We start from the raw sequence: 18302 nt of genomic DNA, 5'->3' as shown, positions 1-18302 counted from the left end.
TTGCATGCAAGGCGTCCCACGCGTAAGTCTGCGGGCATTGTTTGAAAAATCCGGTCAGAGCCAATGAACCAAAACGATATCCCGATTTTCTATTCGTTCCGTCGCTGCCCTTACGCGATACGGGCGCGATTGGCGTTGGCTATGGCGCGGGTGCAGGTGGATCTGCGTGAGGTCGTACTGCGTGACAAGCCAGACGCATTTTTGCAAACCTCGCCCAGCGGAACGGTGCCGTGTTTGCAACATGCCGAGGGGGTGATTGACGAAAGCCTTGATGTGATGATCTGGGCGCTGCAACAGCACGATCCCGAAGGTTGGCTGGATATGCCCGCCGAAGGCTGGGACTGGATCGCGCGCTGTGATGGTGCGTTCAAAACCGCATTGGACCGCACCAAATATGCGACGCGATATCCGGACGCTGATCCGCAGGCGGAACGCGCCAAGGCGATGGCCTTTCTGCAGGATTTGGATCAGCAGATTGACGGATGGGTGTTTGCACACCCCACCATCGCCGACTACGCGATACTGCCGTTTGTGCGCCAGTTTGCCTTCATTGATAAGGCGCAGTTTGATCGCGAAGCCATACCGCAGGTGCAGGCGTGGTTGGCAGGTTTTCTGGGCGCACAAGCGTTTGCGGATGTCATGGGTAAATACCCGCAGTGGATCGCGGGCAGTGACGGTATCGTCTTTCCAGGCACCCCTTGAAGTCACGGTGACGTGATGCGGCGTGTGATTGGTGTGAATGGCATCAAAGGGGGTGGCACGGGTAGGGTTGCGCCTATTGCACCAAGGAGTGGACTTATGAAACAGACCCGCAAAACCCGCCAAGCTGCGGCACGGCAGAAAAAGTCGCAACCATCTGGTGCTGCGCAACCGTCACGGCGCAATGTCCTGAAACTGTTGCGTAGTGGCGCGATTGGCGGGGTTGTTGTGGCGGGGGGCGGTTACTTTGCGCGTGGGTCATTTCAAGCACATGCAGCGGAACATGATCTAAGCCGTCTTGGGCAGGGCAAACCCGTTGTGGTTCAAATCCACGACCCGCAGTGTCCGACCTGCACGTCTTTGCAACGCGAAACGCGCAAGGCCCTGAAAGGGTTCGGTGAGTGCGATATCGTTTATCTGGTGGCAGATATCATGACTGAAAAAGGTGCCGCTTTTGCTGCAAAATACGGTGTGCCGCATGTGACGCTGTTGTTGTTTGACGGGGAAGGCGACTTGCAACAGACTTTGAAGGGCATGCGACAGCGAGACGAGCTGCAACAGGTGTTCACATCCCACCACGCGGCCTCAACTTAGCGTTACAAGTAGAAGTACGGGATCGCGTTTCTTGATAGAACACGATCCCGCGTGTGTTGGCATGCCAATAAGGCGCTTAATTTCCGGCGCTCGCCATTTTTCGGCCCGCAATCACTTTTTCCAACCACCCCAGTTCCATTTCTGGAACAGAAGACAGCAGCAGGTCTGTGTAGTCATCAAAGGGCGGTGCCAGAACGTCGGACTTGCTGCCGTAGCGCACGACCTCGCCTTGATACATGACCGCAATGCTGTCTGCGATCGCTTTGACCGTGGCCAGATCGTGGGTGATGAACAGATACGATACGTCTTCGATCTTCTGCAGCTTCAAAAGCAGCTTCAGGATGCCATCCGCAACAAGTGGGTCAAGGGCCGACGTAACTTCGTCACAGATGATCAGCTTGGGCTTGGCAGCCAAGGCGCGCGCGATACACACACGTTGCTTTTGGCCCCCGGACAGTTCTGCTGGATAGCGGTCCTGAAACCCGTCGCCCAGTTCGATTTCATCCAAAAGCTCTTGGATACGCTTTTGCTTTTCTGCGCCCTTCAGCCCGAAATAAAATTCCAGCGGCCTGCCGATGATCGTGCCCACCGTTTGGCGCGGGTTCATCGCCGTATCAGCCATCTGGTAGATCATCTGCAATTCGCGCAGGTCTTCAAGTTTTCGGCTAGCAAGATCGGGTGACAGATCGCGCCCGTCGAAATGGATGCGGCCTTGTGACTGTGGCAAAAGCCCTGTGATGACCCGTGCCAGGGTGGATTTGCCAGACCCGGATTCCCCGACCACGGCCAGGGTTTGCCCGGGATGCAAATCGACGTTGATGTTTTTCAACACGTCAAAATTGGTGCCCTTGTAGCGTGCTGTGACGCCTTCAACTGTCAACAAAGGTTGGTCAGTGGGCGTCTTTTCCACGTGATCGATCGATCGGACAGACACAAGGGCTTGCGTATATTCTTCACGTGGCGCGTTGATGATCTGGTCTACGTCGCCGTATTCCACCATCTCGCCTTGTCGCAACACCATGATGTGGTCGCTGACCTGTGCCACAACGGCCAAATCGTGGGTGATGTACAGGGCTGCAACGCCGGTGTCTGCGATGGCTTCCTTGATCGCTTTCAACACATCAATCTGGGTGGTTACGTCCAACGCAGTTGTGGGTTCGTCAAAGACCACCAGATCGGGCTGTGGGCACAAGGCCAGTGCTGTCATGCAGCGCTGTAACTGCCCGCCCGAGACTTGATGCGGAAACCGCGATCCAATGTTTTCAGGATCAGGCAGGTCGAGTTTGCGAAACAGCTCAATGGCGCGGGCTTCGGCGTCCGATTTTGAGAACTTGCCTTGCAGGATCGCGGCCTCTGTCACCTGCTCCATGATCTTCTTCGCAGGGTTGAAAGAGGCGGCTGCAGATTGCGACACATAGGTCACTTCCGCGCCGCGCAGTTTGCGAATGTCACTGCGTCCCGACTGTAAAACATCGCGGCCGTTGACCCAGACTTCGCCACCGGTCAGCTTCACACCGCCGCGCCCATAGGCCATCGCGGCAAGACCGATGGTGGATTTGCCCGCACCGGATTCCCCGATCAGCCCAAGCACCTTGCCCGGCATCACGTCGAAATCGACGCCATGTACGATTTCGATGTCATGGGGTTTCGCATCCGGTGGGTAGATTGTGGCCCCGATTTTCAGGCCACGGACTTTGAGAAGTGGTTCTGTCATTGTGTCACCTGCGCGGGGGCTCTGCCCCCGCACCCCCGAGGTTTATTTGGCGAGATGAAAGGGATGAAGATCATTATCCGCGCCCCCCTTTGAGAGATGTGGTGCGGTTCAAAACCCAGTCCGCTACGAGGTTCACAGAGATGGCCAGCGTACAGATGGCCACAGCCGGGTAAAGTGCGGCCCCGATGCCAAAGTTGATGCCGTCTTTGTTCTCTTTCACGATCCCGCCCCAGTCGGCCAGCGGTGGTTGCACACCAATGCCAAGGAAGGACAGCGTGGAAATGAAGAGAACCATAAAGATGAACCGCAGTCCCATTTCAGCCACCAAAGGTGACAAGGCATTGGGTAGAATTTCACGGAAGATGATCCAGAAGATCTTTTCCCCGCGCAACCGTGCGGCTTCGACGTATTCCATCACGGAAATATCCACGGCAACCGCACGCGCCAATCGGAACACACGGGTGCTGTCCAACAACCCCATGAGCACAATCAGTGTCAGTACGGTCACATCAATGGCGGACAAGATCACAAGGGCCAGGATCAGCGACGGAATGGACATCATCAAGTCGACAAACCGCGACAGGACCTGATCCACCCAACCACCAGACACAGCCGCAATAAAGCCCAGAATGGAGCCGGTTGAAAAGCTGAGGATGGTTGCTGCAGTGGCGATGAAAATAGTGGTTTGGCCGCCGTAAATCATACGTGTCAGCAGGTCCCGCCCAATTTGGTCGGTGCCCAGCCAATGCGCGGCCGAGGACGGCTCCCATACGTCACCTACGGCTTCTGCCATGCCGTACGGGGCGATCCAAGATGCAAAAATTGCGGCGAAAAAATATAGGCCCGTCAAGGTCAGGCCAATCAGAGCGGAAAGGGGGATACGCATTACAATGCTCCCGATATTGGATGAGGGATGAGGCGGGCGGTGCACGACACCGCAAACGGGTGACAGACCGCGCCTTTGCTGCGCAAAGACGCTTGTCTGCACGAAGTGGCTTTTCTTTGAAAAGTCACTTGGGATGCCTCAATCTTGGGTTTGACAGAATGGACACAACGTCGGCGATCATGTTCAGCACAATGTAAACGGCTGCAAAAATCACACCGGACGTCAGCACCACAGGCACGTCGCGTTTTACCACGGCATCCACCAGATATTGCCCCATGCCCGGATAGGCAAAAACGGCTTCGACCACGACAACACCAACCACCAGATAGGCAAGGTTCAGCATGACGACATTGACGATGGGCGCGATTGCGTTTGGGAAAGCGTGTTTGCGGATCACCTCAAACGTGGTCAAGCCTTTCAGTTCTGCTGTTTCGATATAAGCCGACTGCATCACGTTCAAAATGGCCGCCCGGGTCATACGCATCATATGCGCAAGAACCACCAGCGTCAGAACAGTGACGGGCAAGGAGATAGCATGCAGCTTGTCCAGCAGGGGCATGTCAGGGGAAACATTTGCGAATGACGGGGCCCATTGCAACTTAACGCCAATCACAAAAATTAGGATATAGGCGAGCATGAATTCTGGCAAAGAAATGAAAGTGAGCGTAGAGCCCGAAATCACCTTGTCAGGCCAGCGGTTTTGGTATCGCACGGCAATCAGGCCCAAAAGAATAGCCAAAGGAACAGAAATCAAGGCAGCCCAGCTGGCTAAGAAAATAGTCGCCCCAAGGCGTTTGCCGATTTGTTCACTGATGGAGAGTTTGTTGGACAGGGCATTGCCCATATCGCCTGTCAACATGCCACCGATCCATTCGGTGTAGCGCGTCAGGGCAGGGCGGTTCAGCCCCATTTCTTCGCGCAAGTTGGCAAGGCTTTCGGGGGTGGCGGCTTGGCCCAATTGGGCTTGTGCTGCGTCGCCGGGCAGGATTTCGGTCAAGCCAAAGATGAGTGCAGAGGCGGCGAAGAGCAGAATGATGCCCAGCGCTAAACGCTGGGCAACAAGTTTAAGGATGGGGTGCATAAGGTGTCCTTACGCCTTCCATGTCTTGGCGAAAGCAGTCCAGTACATTTGTGGACCTGACGGGTTGGTTTCCCAGCCCTGAACGTCTGAGGACACAGCATCCACAAAGTCGTTGAACATCGGCACCATGACGCCGCCTTCTTCGTTCAACAAACGACCCATTTTGGAATAGATCTCTTTGCGCTTGCCTTCGTCCAGCTCTGCGCGGGCTTCCAACAGCATCGCGTCGAAATCTTCGCGCTTCCAGCGGGTGTCGTTCCAGTCTGCCGTGGACAGATAGGCCGTGGAATACATCTGGTCCTGGACCGGACGACCGCCCCAATAGGATGCGCAATATGGCTGCACGTTCCAGACTTCGGACCAGTAACCGTCGTTTGGCTCACGCTTGATTTCCAACGGAATGCCTGCGGCTTCGCAAGACTGCTGGAACAAGGCTGCCGCATCAACCGCACCCGGGAAAGCACCATCTGCAACGCGCAGGATGATGGGAGATCCGTCATGGCCGGACTTTTTGTAGTGCTCTGCCGCTTTTTCAAGATCGAACGCGCGCTGCGGGATCGTCTCGTCAAACAGCGGGTAGGCTTCGTTGATGGGCATGTCGTTGCCGACCGATCCAAAGCCTTGCAGGATTTTGTCGACCATTTCCTGACGGTTCAACGCATACTTCAACGCAAGGCGCAGATCGTTGTTGTCGAAAGGTGCTGTGTCGACGTGGGCGATAAACACATAGTGGCCGCGGCCCGATGTTGTGCGCACATCGATGTTTGGTGCACGACCCAACAGTTTTGCGATCTTTGGCTCAACACGGTTGATTGTGTCGACCTGACCGGATTGCAGGGCAGCGGTCCGCGCTGTTGCATCGTTCAAAACGATCACTTCAACAGCGTCATAGTGGCCCATTTCGTCTGCAGCCCAGTGGTTGGGGTTCTTTTTGAACGTCATACGCACGCCCGGCTCATCCGTTTCCAGCGTGTAAAGGCCGGTGCCGATGGCGGCAGCCACGTCATCAAAGCCACCGTTGGGCTGAATGATCAGGTGGTAGTCTGCCATCAGGTACGGCAAGTCGGCGTTGCCGATGGCCAGCGTCAATTCAAACACGTCACCGTCGGCGCGCATGGATTCGATGCCCTTCATGATGCCCAAAGCACCGGACTTGGAATCTTCGTTCGAGTGACGCTGCATGGTTGCCAGAACGTCTTCGGCTGTTACCGCAGCACCGTTAGAGAATGTGATCCCCTGACGGACTTTGAAACGCCATGTTTTGGCATCTGAAGAGCCTTCCCAGCTTTCGGCAACACGCGGTTCCAGACCATTCGGGCCCGCATAGGCCAAGGTTTCACCCCAGCAGAAACCCCCGGCGATTGGCACATCAGAGGCCCATGTCGCAGGGTCTTGGCTGTTTGTGGATTCACCACCCTGCACGCCCATTTTGAACGTGCCGCCTTTGACGGGCGTTGCCGCATAGGCCGCGTCCGCAAGGAAAGATGTGGCAACAGCTGCGGACACACCAAGTGCCGCGGCTTTGCTCATGAATTCGCGGCGTGTCATGGTGCCGGCTTTTACCTTGTCCGTAAGGTGTTGTAGTTCCGTCGTCATCAAATCGTCTCCCGTGTTGACTACATCCGCGCGTCTGTGGCGCGGCTTTTTCTTGATTGATGAATCAAGTTTGCGCATTAATGCCGCGCTCGCAAGGGTTAATAGCGCTTTCATGACACAGATGTGTCAGATGCCGTTCCGTTCTATTTTGTCTGTGATGTCGCGTTCATAGATCAGCACGTCATTTTCAAAGGCTTCCATTTTCGCGGCAAGGTAGAAATGCGTTGCGTCCGACCACATGTCGCACCTTGCTTCTGTGCGCAGACGCAGCTGGTCGCGCTCAATCTCGTCGCTCCAGTGGCAAGAGCCTCGGGCAGACAGCGGGTCGTCCGGGTGAATGTCCCAGCGTTCGCGCGCGATTGACCCGTTGATCAGGCCATGATCCAGATCGCGGACTTTCCCAAAATCATCCTCGATGACCAAAGATACGATGCCTGTGGTCATGTCGGTTTCTTGGCGACGTATGTGGTTTTCGGGACGTAGTGTTTCAGTCTCCCATGGCGGTGCCGCTTCGGGGGCTGCGAACTGCGGCGCGGGGCGCTGTTTGCTTGGCCCCAAAGACGTCGGCAGGGTCGCGGCCCCCTTCACGATGCGCAGCGTCGTTTTTTCGGGGGATGGCCAGATCAGCGGCCAATAGGTGTCAGACACCGCAATGCGTAGCCTGTGACCTTCAGGTACGGTGTAGGCCACATTATCCAAATTCAACGTGCCCCACCCCCATTCGCCGTCTACCAATTCATGCGGCTCTTGCCCGGCGATGGGGGTGTTCAGGTTCAAGACGCCATAGGTAATGCGGGTCGATGCCCCATCGGGATGTACGTGGTTCAAACGGACCGCAATCTGCGCCACTGGTTTGTCAGATGCCACACGCAAAAAGATGTTCGGCGCGCCTGTGATGTTCAGATCAAGGGTTAAGGGATCGCTGTCCCATGTGGCCGACAACGCATCGTCGCGGCGCTGGTCGCCGGGCTGTTCGGGGCCCAACCAGATGGCGCAGTACTCACCGGCGTCCATTCCACAGTCTTGGGGCGAGGATACGGGCACGTTGATCGGCTGGGGCGGATGTCCATCAGTCAGAGTTCCGTCCTGCTGAAACGAATAGCGGGCCGCCGGGGCGTGGATGCCTGTTTCCGGCCATCGGTCTAAAGTGCGCCAATGACCGGGGCGCTCTGCGTGCCAAGTGGCAGGACGCACACCGTCCATCTGATAGACACGGTAAGGTGGATCTTGATCCACCCCGGTGTCTGCATCCTTCAGCCATGTGTCCCACCACCGCAACGCCTCTTGCAGAAAGCCGATACGCGGTTCGGGCACTGCAAAATGTGGGTATTTGTGGACCCATGGTCCGATTATCCCCTTGGCACCGGGAATGTTTTCGACAATCTGCGGGACTGCATTTTTGTAGGCATCCCCCCAACCGCCAACAGCAAGAACCTTGGCCTTGATTGTATCGTAGCTTTCACAAACAGAGCCGTGTTTCCAATAGTCGTCTCGTGTTTGGTGGCGCAGCCATGTGGACGGCAAAAAGGGTTCGTTTTCCAAACGCTCCAACCACATTTCGCGCCAGTCTTCGCGCAGGGCAGGGTCTGGTGCCCGGCTGGAATAGGACCACATGGTCGCCCCCCAGCCGAGATTTTCGTTCAAAAGGCAGCCGCCCTTATAGTGGATATCGTCGGCAAAGCGGTCGACGGTCGAACATAAAGTTATCACCGCTTTTAATGGCTCAGGCGTCATAGCGGCAACTTGCAAACCGTTAAACCCGCCCCAGCTGATGCCCATCATACCCACGCGGCCGTTGCACCAACCTTGTGTGGCAAGATGGTGAATGACTTCAACGGCATCATCCAGTTCCTGTTGGGTGTATTCGTCTTCCATCACACCATAGCTGTCGCCATTCCCGCGCATATCGACACGCACGCACGCGTAGCCGCGCTGCGCGAAATACGGATGGGTCAATGCGTCCCGCGCGGTTGTGCCGTCGCGTTTGCGGTATGGCAGGAATTCAAGGATGGCAGGCATCGGATCATCACCGGCATCCTTTGGCATCCAGACGCGGGCCGACAGGCGGGTGCCATCGGACAGGGTGATGCCATAGTCGGCGTTTTCTTCGATGTCGCGGAGTTTATGATGTGTCATGGCGCGACGGTGCGGCGAAGGCGGTGCGGCTGTCAAGCGGGCGCGGTGCGTATCGGGTCAGGTCCGTTTGGCGATCAATATGTCCATCACGTTTGTGCCTGTCGGTCCGCTGCGAAACAACGCCCCACGGGCGTCCAGCCACGGGGCAGCATTTGCAGTGTTCAAAGCGTCTGACCCGCTGTCATCCCACGTGTGCCCGTCCACCAAAGCGCCCGCCGCATCCGTTGGCCCGTCTGTGCCATCGGTGCCTGCGACCAGAATTTGCACGCCTTCGATGCCTGCAATCTCTCGGGCCAACAGCAATGCCAATGCCATGTTGCGTCCGCCTTTTCCTGGGTTGGGCGGCAATATCACTGTTGGCTCACCCCCTTTGATGTGCAGGCCCGGACCTGCCGCAAGCACTTGGGCCGCGATGCGCGGTGCCAGCGCTACGGCATCGTCGTAAAGGTCTTCTGTATTGCTCAAAATAACGCCCTGCGCCGCGTCTGCGGCCGCCGCACGGGCGATGGCGTTGCTGGCGACGATGTATGGGGCGAAGTCAAACGGTGCGTCAGCGGGCGCATCCCCAATGCCTGACCCTATGACGCCCAGAGCGTCCCCCTCGACGTCGGAAATGGCAAGGCTCGTGATGCGTTGCCCTTTGAACCGTGCCAGAAGTTTGCCGCCCTTTATTGCGGACAGATCTTTGCGCAGCGCATTCATGGCGTGAATGTCTTGCCCCGACGCGAGCAGAGCTTGGGTGCGGTCCGCAAGATCGTTCAATGACAACCCGTCCACCAGATGTTCGGCCAAAGCAGAGGCGCCGCCGGATGTCAGCACCAGCAGATGCGTGTCTCGGGCCATATTGTCCACGGCGTCGATCAGCCGCGCCCCGGCTTTTAGACTTTGTGCATCTGGCACCGGGTGTGCGGCTTCAATAATTTCCGCGTTTTGCGGGGCATCCATTACATGTCCATGCTTTGTCACAATCAACATGGGCAAGGGGCCAAAGGCATCATGTGCAGCTGCGGCCATAGATGCGGCCGCTTTTCCAACTGCAATCACCGCGTCAGGGCGCATCACATTGTGCTGACGCAGCGCATCGCACACAGCGCGACGTCCAATGACGGCGTCGACGCCTGCCGTCCATATGGTGACCAAATCATCTGCTGTGGACATCTTTGGCCCCTTTTTGTTGCTGGCGGTGCCACAATAAGGACAACACTTCTGCCCCGAATTGAAGGCCATATGTACCCAAAGCCTCACGAAATAGCGATTTTGGTGAAAAAAGAGACTAGCCCTAGATTCGCCTTTGCGTTAAGTTGCAAAATACAGAACGCAAGCAGAGCGGCAAAAAAAACAACGCCTGCTGAAGAAAAACACAAAATGAGACCCGCATTGAATGGGTTTCGAGGTAGAGTGGTGGTGTTATGAAGGCGATTGATTTCGTCGTCCGTGATGGTGCGGGCGCATTAAATCGTGGTACGGTATCGGCAGAGGCTGAAACGACTACAATCCAGGTCACAAACGGTCAGGAAATTTCCCTCAATCTGCGTCAAGTGGACATGGAAGGGCATTCGCGCAGCGGCGACGATTTGAGCATCGTGCTCTCGGACGGCCGCATCATCGTGATCGAGAATTACTTCAATGACGCAGGCGAGGCGAACCGCCTGTTCATCAGCGCCGACGGCTACTTGAATGAAGTTGCCTTTGTTGAGACAACCGACGGTGGCCTGTACGCCCAGTTCGGTCCAACAGAGCAGTGGGGCAAGTGGAGCCCATCTGATGATTTGATCTATTTGGGCCGCACAGAAGTTGCTGTGGGTCCAGTTGCTGACGACGAAGTGTCCATGCTTGCGCCATTGGGCGCGTTGCTTGGCGGTGGCGGCTTGGGTGCCGCGGGTGTTGCAGCTGGCGTCGGCGGTCTGGCCGTTGTCGGTGGTGGCGGCGGTGGCGGTGGAGGTGGCAATGAGCCACCACACACAGAACCAACTGTGGACAACGCCGACAGCACGCCAAGCGTTGGTGGCACAGTTATGCCCTACGAGGTTGTCGTAACAGGCACCGGTCATCCCGGTGATCTGGTCGAAGTTGTCGTGGGGGATAAGTCCCTTGATACGCTGATTGGCGACGATGGCACATGGGGCGTGACTTTTGACGGTGACAACCTGCCAAGCGACGGCACATCCCAAGCGGATGTAACAGTCACGGGCGGCGGCGAGACATATGATCTGGATGGTCCTGTCTTTCTCATCGACACAACGCCTCCGGAAGTGTCCGTTACATTTGGCACTGAATCCAATGGCGATATCTTTAACGCATCCGAACTGGATGGCGGCGCGACAGTGGGCGGCACCGGTGAAGCAGGTGCATCCGTCAGCGTGACCGTCGCGGGCAACACGCAAACGACCACAGTCGGCGACGACGGATCGTGGTCCGTGACATGGCCCGCAGGCACATTTGCAGGCGGCGAATATTCCGAGACCATGACGATCGTGGCGACAGATGCGCTGGGCAATGCCTCGACCTATTCTGAAGTTCTGGTGATCGACACGGTCAGTGAAGTTGCCATCAACACATCAGCTGTTGGCGGTGACGGTACTGTTAATGGTGTCGAAGCTGCCGGTGGGATCACACTGACAGGGTCCGCGCAGGCTGGATCGACTGTAAATGTGACATTCGGATCGACGACTTTGGCCGCGACTGTGGCGTCTGACGGCAGCTGGACGGTGGATTTCCCCGCCTCAGCGGTGGCGTCGGGCGAATACGATGCAACCGTGACCGCGGTTGCTACCGATGCCAACGGCAACTCTGCGACCACAACGGGTACAGTGCAGGTCGACACCTTTGTAAATGCCTTCAACTACACCTCTACCGCAGGCGGTGCAGACGGTGTGATCAACCAAGCCGAAGCACAATCGGGTCTTGTGGTCACGGGTCAGGCCGAACCGGGTTCAACAGTCTCTGTTGTTCTGGGCGGGGTAACAACAACAGCAACAGTTGCCGCAAACGGCAGTTGGACTGCGACCTTCAGCAGCGATCAGCTGGCTGGCGGCACATACACCACGACTATGACGGCGACAGCCACGGATGCGGCAGGCAACACGTCTGAAATCACGCAATCCGTCAGCGTTGATACCGAAGCGGGTCTTTTGACCATCAGCCCGGCACCGGTCGAAGGCGATGACATCATCAACGCAGCCGAGGCCAGCGACGGTGTTGTCTTGTCCGGTACCGCAGACCCAAGTGCAGTTGTGACCGTAACAATGGGCGGCGTCAGCCATACCGTAGTGACGGGCGCAAACGGCGTGTGGAATGCTACATTTGCAGCAGGCGAAATCGCACCGGGCACGTACACTGCCAATATCGAAGCGACCACAACAGATGCTGCGGGCAACACACGCACGGCCACAGACAGCGTTCAGGTGGACACGCAGGTCGACAACATGTCGGTAAGCGCAAATACAGTTGCAGGTGACGGGGTAATCAACGCGTCCGAACAGGCATCTGGCGTCACCATCACAGGCACAACTGAGCCGGGATCATCCGTTATGGTCACATTGGGCGGTGTTACCGTTCCTGCGACCGTGGATGCCAATGGCAACTGGACGGCGGCGTACCAATCCAGCCAGATCACAACAGGCGAACAAAATGTCGCTTTGGAAGTGACTGCGACGGATGCCGCGGGCAACGTGGCGACCATCAACAATACTGTTGAAGTTGACACATTGGTCAACACGCTGAACTTCTCGGCGGGCAATGTGGCAGGCGACAATGTGGTGAACGCGTCCGAAGCCAGCACGGGCATCAGCCTTGGCGGGCAGGTCGAAGCCGGGTCTACCGTTGTTGTAGACTTCCACGGCACGACGCTGGTGGCGAATGTGGATGCGGCAGGCAACTGGAGCCTGGATGTTCCGGCCTCGGCGATCCCTGCTGGCAGCTATGACGCTGACATCACGGTTATGGCAACCGATGCGCATGACAACACGGCAACGATTTCGGACACTCTGCGTATTGACACGGATGCGCCCGACGGGCCGGTCATGGCATCGCTGACAACGATTGGTGATGGTGTGCGCGGTATTTCCATCGAGCAAACCGATGATGATGTGTCTATTGCGCAGGTTACGGATTCTGCAATCACCGCCACACCGGCGCAATCTGCAGACAACGCATTTGGCGAAACCGAATTCCGGTTTGGCAGCGATGTACCGGACGGCTCAAACCTTGTTATCACGGCGACAGACGATGCTGGCAACACCGCAGGCACATATGTTGTGCTTGATGACGGCGTTGCAGGATCGACAACGTCCCTAGCGACACCGGGCTTGGGCAACTATCAGGTTGAAACCGTTGATCTGAACTTTGCGGAAGAAGCGCATCTGACAATCAACGAAGCGCAGCTTGTGAACCTGTCCTCGAACACGGATCAGTTGATCGTGACAGGTGGCGGCGACGACCAAGTGACCTTGACAGACGGACAGGCCGCAGGGACCACAACCGTCGATGGCGCAGATTACAACATCTACAACGTTGGTGCTGGCACCGTGTTGATCGATGATGAAATCACAGTGAATACTGTGATCGGCTAAAGGCTTCAGGATTTTGGCCGATCCATTATAATTGAGGCGGGGACGGGATCCACAAAAGCGATCCCGAACCGCGCCCACCACAACAAAATAATAGTACCGGCACGTTAAGGGCAGGACATGGGGCATGGTGTAAAAGGTACAGGCGTAGCCTGTGCAGTAGTAATTGGGCTTTCGGGCTGTATGAGTGACTTCGGAGACAGTAATCTTGTCTCGCGGATGCGCGCACCCGAAACCGGTGTGACAGAAACGGCAGCGGCGCCAAAAACGACCGCATATGCCTCAACAGACACCAAATACGATGACAAGCTGAACGCTGAAAGCACGATCATTCAAGGGCTGGTCAGCCGGCGATCTATTGTGCCTGAAAGCAGTTCTTTTGAACGGGTCACAACATCAGTGATGGCCGCGAACAACCGTGCGGCTGAATCCGAATTGAAATCGGCACGGTTGCGTGCGGAAGCGGCCAGTAAGAACTGGTTGCCGACGATTGGGCCGCAAATCTCGCTGACATCCTTGTCATCTGTGGTGGCCAATCTGGTTGTGGATCAGGTGATCTTTGACAACGGACGCAAGAAGGGCGAACGCGCTTTTGCCAAAGCGGATGTCGAAGTCGCAGCCGTTGCTTTGGCCGAAGACACCAACGACCGTGCGGCGACGGCACTGACACTGTACTTGGCCGCCGCAGAAGGGCGTGAAAAGGCGTCACTGTCCGAAACCACGTTTGAGGACATGAGCCGCTTTGAATACATCATGTCAGAGCGCGTGCGCGGTGGTGTTTCTGACCGCTCTGATCTGAATATTATCCGCCAGAAGCTGGCTGAAATCCGCGCCGACCTGGAAGCAAACCGCGAAACAGCCCGCACAAACCTGTCGGAATTGAACGCCATGGCGATTGATCCGCTGACAGATGTGCGTGGGATTACTCGGCTGCCGGTTACCGCAAACGCGGCGCAGCCTTTGGCGGTGGTGCGTGCCGAAGCCGAAAAAACACGCGCGATTGCTGCGGCTTCTGTGGATCGTGCAAGCCAATTGCCCGGACTTTCGGCCCGTGGCACGCTTGGCGCAAATGGCGGTGTGACGGTCAATGGCGGCGGCGCACAGTTGGGTCTTGGCACAGGTGCGCGTTTGAAGTCCATCGAAGTGGCCAAAGAAACCGCTGGCCGTTTGGTGCTGGAAGCCACGGAAGATTCCAACCGCGCACTTAAAAGCCTTGAAAGCCAGATTGCAGCCAAAACCCGTCAAACGGGCGAAGCCACAAACCTGCGCCAGCAAGCCAAGCAAAACTTGGACTTGTTTCAGGAACAATACCGTGCAGGACAGCGTCAGGTGATGGACGTTGTTGGCGTCTATGAAACCTTTGCGCGCGCTCAAACAAGCGAAGTTACCACCAAATACGAAGCGGCACGCCTGCGCATTGAGATGGCGCGGATATTGGGTGTTCTGGCCGACGGGGGCCAGATTTGATGAGCACGCAGCCTTTCACGCTGACCATCACCAATGGAAACCGAGGCCGCATTGAAGCCTCTGCCAAGGTGCAAGCGCCAGAAGCGGACAATAAAAACCTGTTTGGTGACCGCATTCAGGCGCGCGCCGAACTGGCGGTGGTCTATGCAGGGTTGCTTGGCGTTGATGCGCTGAAATCCGATGCGTTTGATGCAATTTCCAAAGCCACATCCGATGGCGCAAGCGATGCGGTTGAAGCCCATGCCATCGCCAAAGGGCTGTCCCATATCGGCTGTGTGACCGAAGTCTGCACTTTGCAACATTTTACCGCGGATCAATGGCCTGCCCTGGCTTACATGACCAGCGGGCAGGTGGTGCTTGTGATGGGCCAATCGCGCGGTGATTTGGTGATTTACGACAAAACCTGCACCGACAATCGCGCCCATGTTCCTATGGCGGATTTTGAACCTTATTTTGCGGGCCTTCTTGTGCGGGCCGAAGCGCCTTTGGCGACTGTGGCCAAGACACACAAGACCGAAGCCAAGCCTGCACATTGGTTCTGGGGGCAGTTTCACACCTTCAAACGCCAGTTGGGCGAAGTCGCGTTGGGATCTTTTGTCGCCAACCTTCTTGCCGTCGCTGTTGCGCTGTTTTCGTTGCAAGTCTACGATCGGGTGATCCCGCATCAATCCGAAGCCACGCTTTGGGTGTTGGCCGTTGGCGCGTGCCTTGCACTTTTGATGGAAGCGTTTTTGAAAATTGCGCGCGCCCGTTTGATGGATGGGGCAGGGCGCCAGATTGAATTGTCTGTGCTGGGCGTTTTGATGGAACGGGTGATCGGCATGCGGTCTGACGTGCGGGGGCAATCCCCGTCAATGACGTTTTCTGCGATGCGCGAATTCGGGTCGGTGCGCGAATTCTTTACCGCCTCGACCATCGGAACAATCGCAGACATCCCGTTTATCTTTGTGTTCTTGCTGCTTGTGGCCTCAATCGCTGGAAATGTTGTTTGGGTTCTGGTGCTTGGTGGTATCCTGATGGTGGTGCCGGGCTTTTTCATGCAAAAGAAAATGATGCAGTTGACGGCGGAAACCCAAGGGGCCTCTGCCAAGTCTTCGCGCCTTTTGCACGAGGCGATCTTTGAACGTGATACGGTCAAGACCCAGCGCGCCGAAGACCGCGTGATGCGCTTGTGGTCGGAATTGACAACGCTGTCTGCACTGAAATCATCCGAACAACGCAAGCTGGCGTCTGTACTGACATTCTGGAGCCAAGGGGTCCAGCAGGCCACCTATGTCGCCGCTGTGATCGTGGGCACCTATCTGGTTTTCGCAGGGCATTTCACCGTGGGGTCCATCATCGCGGTGGGCATTTTGACCAGCCGCACACTTGCGCCGCTGACGCAGTTGGCTGGCACCATGGCGCGTTGGGGAAATGTGAAAACGGCGCTGGACGGTTTGGATGCAGTGGCGATGTCAGAACAAGATGCAGACGAAGACCGCACATATTTGCGCCGCGAAAGCCTGAAAGGGCATTTTGAGCTGCGTGAATTGACGTTCCGCTACGAAGATGATGGCGCACCGACGCTGGATATTCCGGGCGTTGCGATCTTGCCGGGGCAGCGTATCGCGATCCTTGGTGCGAACGGGTCTGGCAAGTCGTCGCTTTTGAAGGTTTTAAGCGGGCTTTACGCGCCATCCACTGGCCGCGTTTTGTTGGACGGCACAGAAATGAGCCAGATTGAGCCGCGCGACCTGCGCCGCCTGATCGGGTACCTTGGACAGGATGTGCGCCTGTTTTCAGGCACGTTGCGGGACAACTTGAACCTGACCATGCTGGAACGCGACGACACGCGCCTTTTGGAAGCATTGGATTTTGCGGGGCTTGGGCCATTTGTCAAAGGACACCACAAAGGCCTTGATCTTGAAATTCTGGATGGTGGCCAAGGCCTGTCCATCGGGCAACGTCAATCCATCGGGTGGGCGCGGCTTTGGTTGCAAGACCCGCAGATTTGCCTGCTGGATGAACCGACAGCGGCGCTGGATCAAAAGCTGGAAGCCACACTTGTCAGCCGGTTGGAGCGCTGGATGGATGGGCGCACAGCGATCATCGCCACGCACCGTGCCCCGATATTGGCCCTGACGAACCGAACGCTTCTGTTGCAGAACGGGCGCATGACAGTAGACGGCCCGCGGGATCAGGTGCTGGCGCATTTGAACCAGACGGGCCTTGTTGTTCCGATGAAAGGGGCCATCGGATGAGCGTTGCAAGCCAGACGAACCTGAACACGCAATTGGGCGGCGACATGAAAGGCCCAAGCTATGTGGTTTGGCTGTGCGCGGCATCGGTTCTGGTGTTTTTGATCTGGGCCGCATTCGCTTGGGTGGACGAAATTGTGCGTGCCGAGGGGTCGATGATTTCATCGTCTCGTCCGCAAATTATCCAAAACCTTGAAGGTGGTATTCTGGCCGAACTCGCGGTGCAGGAAGGCGATGTGGTGGAACGGGGCGACGTTCTGGCGCGGCTACATGGAACGCAATTCAAATCTGCTGTGGACGACTTGCAAGACCAGATTACAGCTTTGGAAATTCGCCGTCTGCGGCTTGAGGCCGAGCTGGCAGGACAGTTCGATTTCATCGTGCCCGAGGTCTTGGCCGCACGTACGCCCGGCATTGTGGCTTCGGAGCGTGCTTTGCTACAAGCCCGTCAATCCGATTTCGTGTCGCGCCGCGAAGGGGCGCAACGCGTTCTCAATCAAGCCACCAAAGAAAAAACGCTGCTGGAAGATCTACTGGAACGCAATATCGTATCGCTGATCGAAGCCACACGTGCCCGCAAAGCCCATGCCGACGCCCGCATCCGTATGGATGAGATCGTGACCCAAACCGAACTCGAACGCGCACAGCAGTTTTCTGACACGCTGAAAGAACTGGGCACGTTGCGCCAAAATCTGAAAGCCAGCTTGGACCAGCTGTCGCGCACCGTGCTGTTGTCGCCGATGAAGGGCATTGTGAACAATCTGAGCGTGACTACGATCGGTGGCGTTGTACGTCCGGGCGAAGAGATTTTGCAGATCATTCCAATGGACGAAGAGTTGTTTGTTGAAGCCCGCGTTGACCCCAAAAACATCGCCAATGTGCGTCCGGGCCAAAAGGCGACAATAAAACTGTCTGCGTATGATTACACGATTTTCGGGTCTTTGCAGGGCGAGGTCAAATTGATCTCGGCTGATACGTTCAAAGATGAAACCGCGCGTCGTGCTGACGGTGATCCACACTATAAAGTCACGTTGCGTGTGGACATTAAAAACCTCACGGACAGGCAGGCCAGCATTGCCATCCGGCCCGGCATGCAAGCTTCTGTTGAGCTGCACACAGGTGCCAAGACGGTTATGCAATACCTTATGAAGCCGCTTTACAAATCCCGCGAAGCGTTTCGCGAACCGTGATCCGAGGGCCTCGTTGAAACGATTGACTGTGGCCGGAGCATCTGTTTTCGGCAATGAGATTTCCGGGTAGCTCACTTGATGGGACCCTTGCCACCGGCGGGGTGTTTTTTGGAAAAAGACAGGGACGCAAGACG

At 56.6% G+C, this 18302-nt stretch carries 12 protein-coding genes; 6 read left to right on the top strand and 6 right to left on the bottom strand.

Annotated elements, in window-relative coordinates:
• The first annotated feature begins 63 nt into the window (after positions 1-63).
• Together ASD8599_RS14280 and ASD8599_RS14275 are read left to right on the top strand one after the other, a co-directional pair.
• Positions 64-702, top strand: coding sequence for a glutathione S-transferase (locus ASD8599_RS14280; RefSeq protein ID WP_108829152.1), 639 nt, complete (start codon positions 64-66; stop codon positions 700-702).
• Between the two features lie 96 nt (positions 703-798).
• Positions 799-1293, top strand: a complete 495-nt coding sequence (locus tag ASD8599_RS14275) for a thioredoxin family protein (RefSeq protein WP_181364495.1) — start codon at positions 799-801, stop codon at positions 1291-1293.
• A gap of 76 nt (positions 1294-1369) precedes the next feature.
• Here ASD8599_RS14275 and ASD8599_RS14270 read toward each other — a convergent pair whose 3' ends face one another.
• From ASD8599_RS14270 to ASD8599_RS14245, 6 genes are all read right to left on the bottom strand, one after another.
• Positions 1370-3007 carry an ABC transporter ATP-binding protein gene (locus tag ASD8599_RS14270; protein WP_108829150.1) on the bottom strand — a complete coding sequence of 546 codons (1638 nt, stop codon included), beginning with the start codon at positions 3005-3007 and terminating at the stop codon, positions 1370-1372.
• A 73-nt stretch (positions 3008-3080) separates the two neighbouring features.
• On the bottom strand, positions 3081-3893 hold the full coding sequence (locus ASD8599_RS14265) for an ABC transporter permease (protein ID WP_108829149.1): 813 nt from the start codon (positions 3891-3893) through the stop codon (positions 3081-3083).
• A gap of 124 nt (positions 3894-4017) precedes the next feature.
• Entirely contained in the window at positions 4018-4974 is a 957-nt protein-coding gene (locus ASD8599_RS14260; protein ID WP_108829148.1) for an ABC transporter permease, read from the bottom strand.
• Positions 4975-4983: 9 nt separating this feature from the next.
• Positions 4984-6570 (bottom strand): ABC transporter substrate-binding protein, encoded by a 1587-nt coding sequence (locus ASD8599_RS14255; protein WP_108830203.1) that lies wholly within the window; start codon positions 6568-6570, stop codon positions 4984-4986.
• A gap of 126 nt (positions 6571-6696) precedes the next feature.
• Positions 6697-8706 carry a CocE/NonD family hydrolase gene (locus ASD8599_RS14250; RefSeq protein ID WP_108830202.1) on the bottom strand — a complete coding sequence of 670 codons (2010 nt, stop codon included), beginning with the start codon at positions 8704-8706 and terminating at the stop codon, positions 6697-6699.
• A gap of 57 nt (positions 8707-8763) precedes the next feature.
• A complete protein-coding gene (locus ASD8599_RS14245) occupies positions 8764-9864 on the bottom strand; it encodes a DUF4147 domain-containing protein (RefSeq protein WP_108829147.1) in 1101 nt (366 codons plus the stop codon).
• Positions 9865-10115: 251 nt separating this feature from the next.
• On the opposite strand from ASD8599_RS14245, the gene ASD8599_RS14240 reads away from it, so the two are divergent.
• The 4 genes from ASD8599_RS14240 (at position 10116) to ASD8599_RS14225 (ending at position 18168) form a co-directional block, all read left to right on the top strand.
• Positions 10116-13277, top strand: coding sequence for an Ig-like domain-containing protein (locus ASD8599_RS14240; RefSeq protein ID WP_108829146.1), 3162 nt, complete (start codon positions 10116-10118; stop codon positions 13275-13277).
• Positions 13278-13457: 180 nt separating this feature from the next.
• Entirely contained in the window at positions 13458-14741 is a 1284-nt protein-coding gene (locus ASD8599_RS14235) for a TolC family protein (RefSeq protein WP_245926053.1), read from the top strand.
• Positions 14741-16981, top strand: coding sequence for an ATP-binding cassette domain-containing protein (locus tag ASD8599_RS14230; protein WP_108829144.1), 2241 nt, complete (start codon positions 14741-14743; stop codon positions 16979-16981). Before ASD8599_RS14235 ends, ASD8599_RS14230 begins: the two co-directional genes overlap by 1 nt.
• On the top strand, positions 16978-18168 hold the full coding sequence (locus ASD8599_RS14225) for a beta-barrel domain-containing protein (protein WP_108829143.1): 1191 nt from the start codon (positions 16978-16980) through the stop codon (positions 18166-18168). Before ASD8599_RS14230 ends, ASD8599_RS14225 begins: the two co-directional genes overlap by 4 nt.
• The last annotated feature ends 134 nt before the right edge of the window (positions 18169-18302 follow it).

This window comes from Ascidiaceihabitans donghaensis (assembly GCF_900302465.1).
Lineage (GTDB): Bacteria > Pseudomonadota > Alphaproteobacteria > Rhodobacterales > Rhodobacteraceae > Ascidiaceihabitans > Ascidiaceihabitans donghaensis.
Note: the sequence above shows the minus strand (reverse complement) of the source record. Positions and strands in the feature narration are given on the sequence as shown.

Excerpts from the sequence above, each read along its gene's own strand:
- ASD8599_RS14280 (WP_108829152.1), top strand. The coding sequence starts at position 64 with ATGAACCAAAACGATATCCCGATTTTCTATTCGTTCCGTCGCTGCCCT.
- ASD8599_RS14275 (WP_181364495.1), top strand. The coding sequence starts at position 799 with ATGAAACAGACCCGCAAAACCCGCCAAGCTGCGGCACGGCAGAAAAAG.
- ASD8599_RS14270 (WP_108829150.1), bottom strand. The coding sequence starts at position 3,007 with ATGACAGAACCACTTCTCAAAGTCCGTGGCCTGAAAATCGGGGCCACA.
- ASD8599_RS14265 (WP_108829149.1), bottom strand. The coding sequence starts at position 3,893 with ATGCGTATCCCCCTTTCCGCTCTGATTGGCCTGACCTTGACGGGCCTA.
- ASD8599_RS14260 (WP_108829148.1), bottom strand. The coding sequence starts at position 4,974 with ATGCACCCCATCCTTAAACTTGTTGCCCAGCGTTTAGCGCTGGGCATC.
- ASD8599_RS14255 (WP_108830203.1), bottom strand. The coding sequence starts at position 6,570 with ATGACGACGGAACTACAACACCTTACGGACAAGGTAAAAGCCGGCACC.
- ASD8599_RS14250 (WP_108830202.1), bottom strand. The coding sequence starts at position 8,706 with ATGACACATCATAAACTCCGCGACATCGAAGAAAACGCCGACTATGGC.
- ASD8599_RS14245 (WP_108829147.1), bottom strand. The coding sequence starts at position 9,864 with ATGTCCACAGCAGATGATTTGGTCACCATATGGACGGCAGGCGTCGAC.
- ASD8599_RS14240 (WP_108829146.1), top strand. The coding sequence starts at position 10,116 with ATGAAGGCGATTGATTTCGTCGTCCGTGATGGTGCGGGCGCATTAAAT.
- ASD8599_RS14235 (WP_245926053.1), top strand. The coding sequence starts at position 13,458 with ATGAGTGACTTCGGAGACAGTAATCTTGTCTCGCGGATGCGCGCACCC.
- ASD8599_RS14230 (WP_108829144.1), top strand. The coding sequence starts at position 14,741 with ATGAGCACGCAGCCTTTCACGCTGACCATCACCAATGGAAACCGAGGC.
- ASD8599_RS14225 (WP_108829143.1), top strand. The coding sequence starts at position 16,978 with ATGAGCGTTGCAAGCCAGACGAACCTGAACACGCAATTGGGCGGCGAC.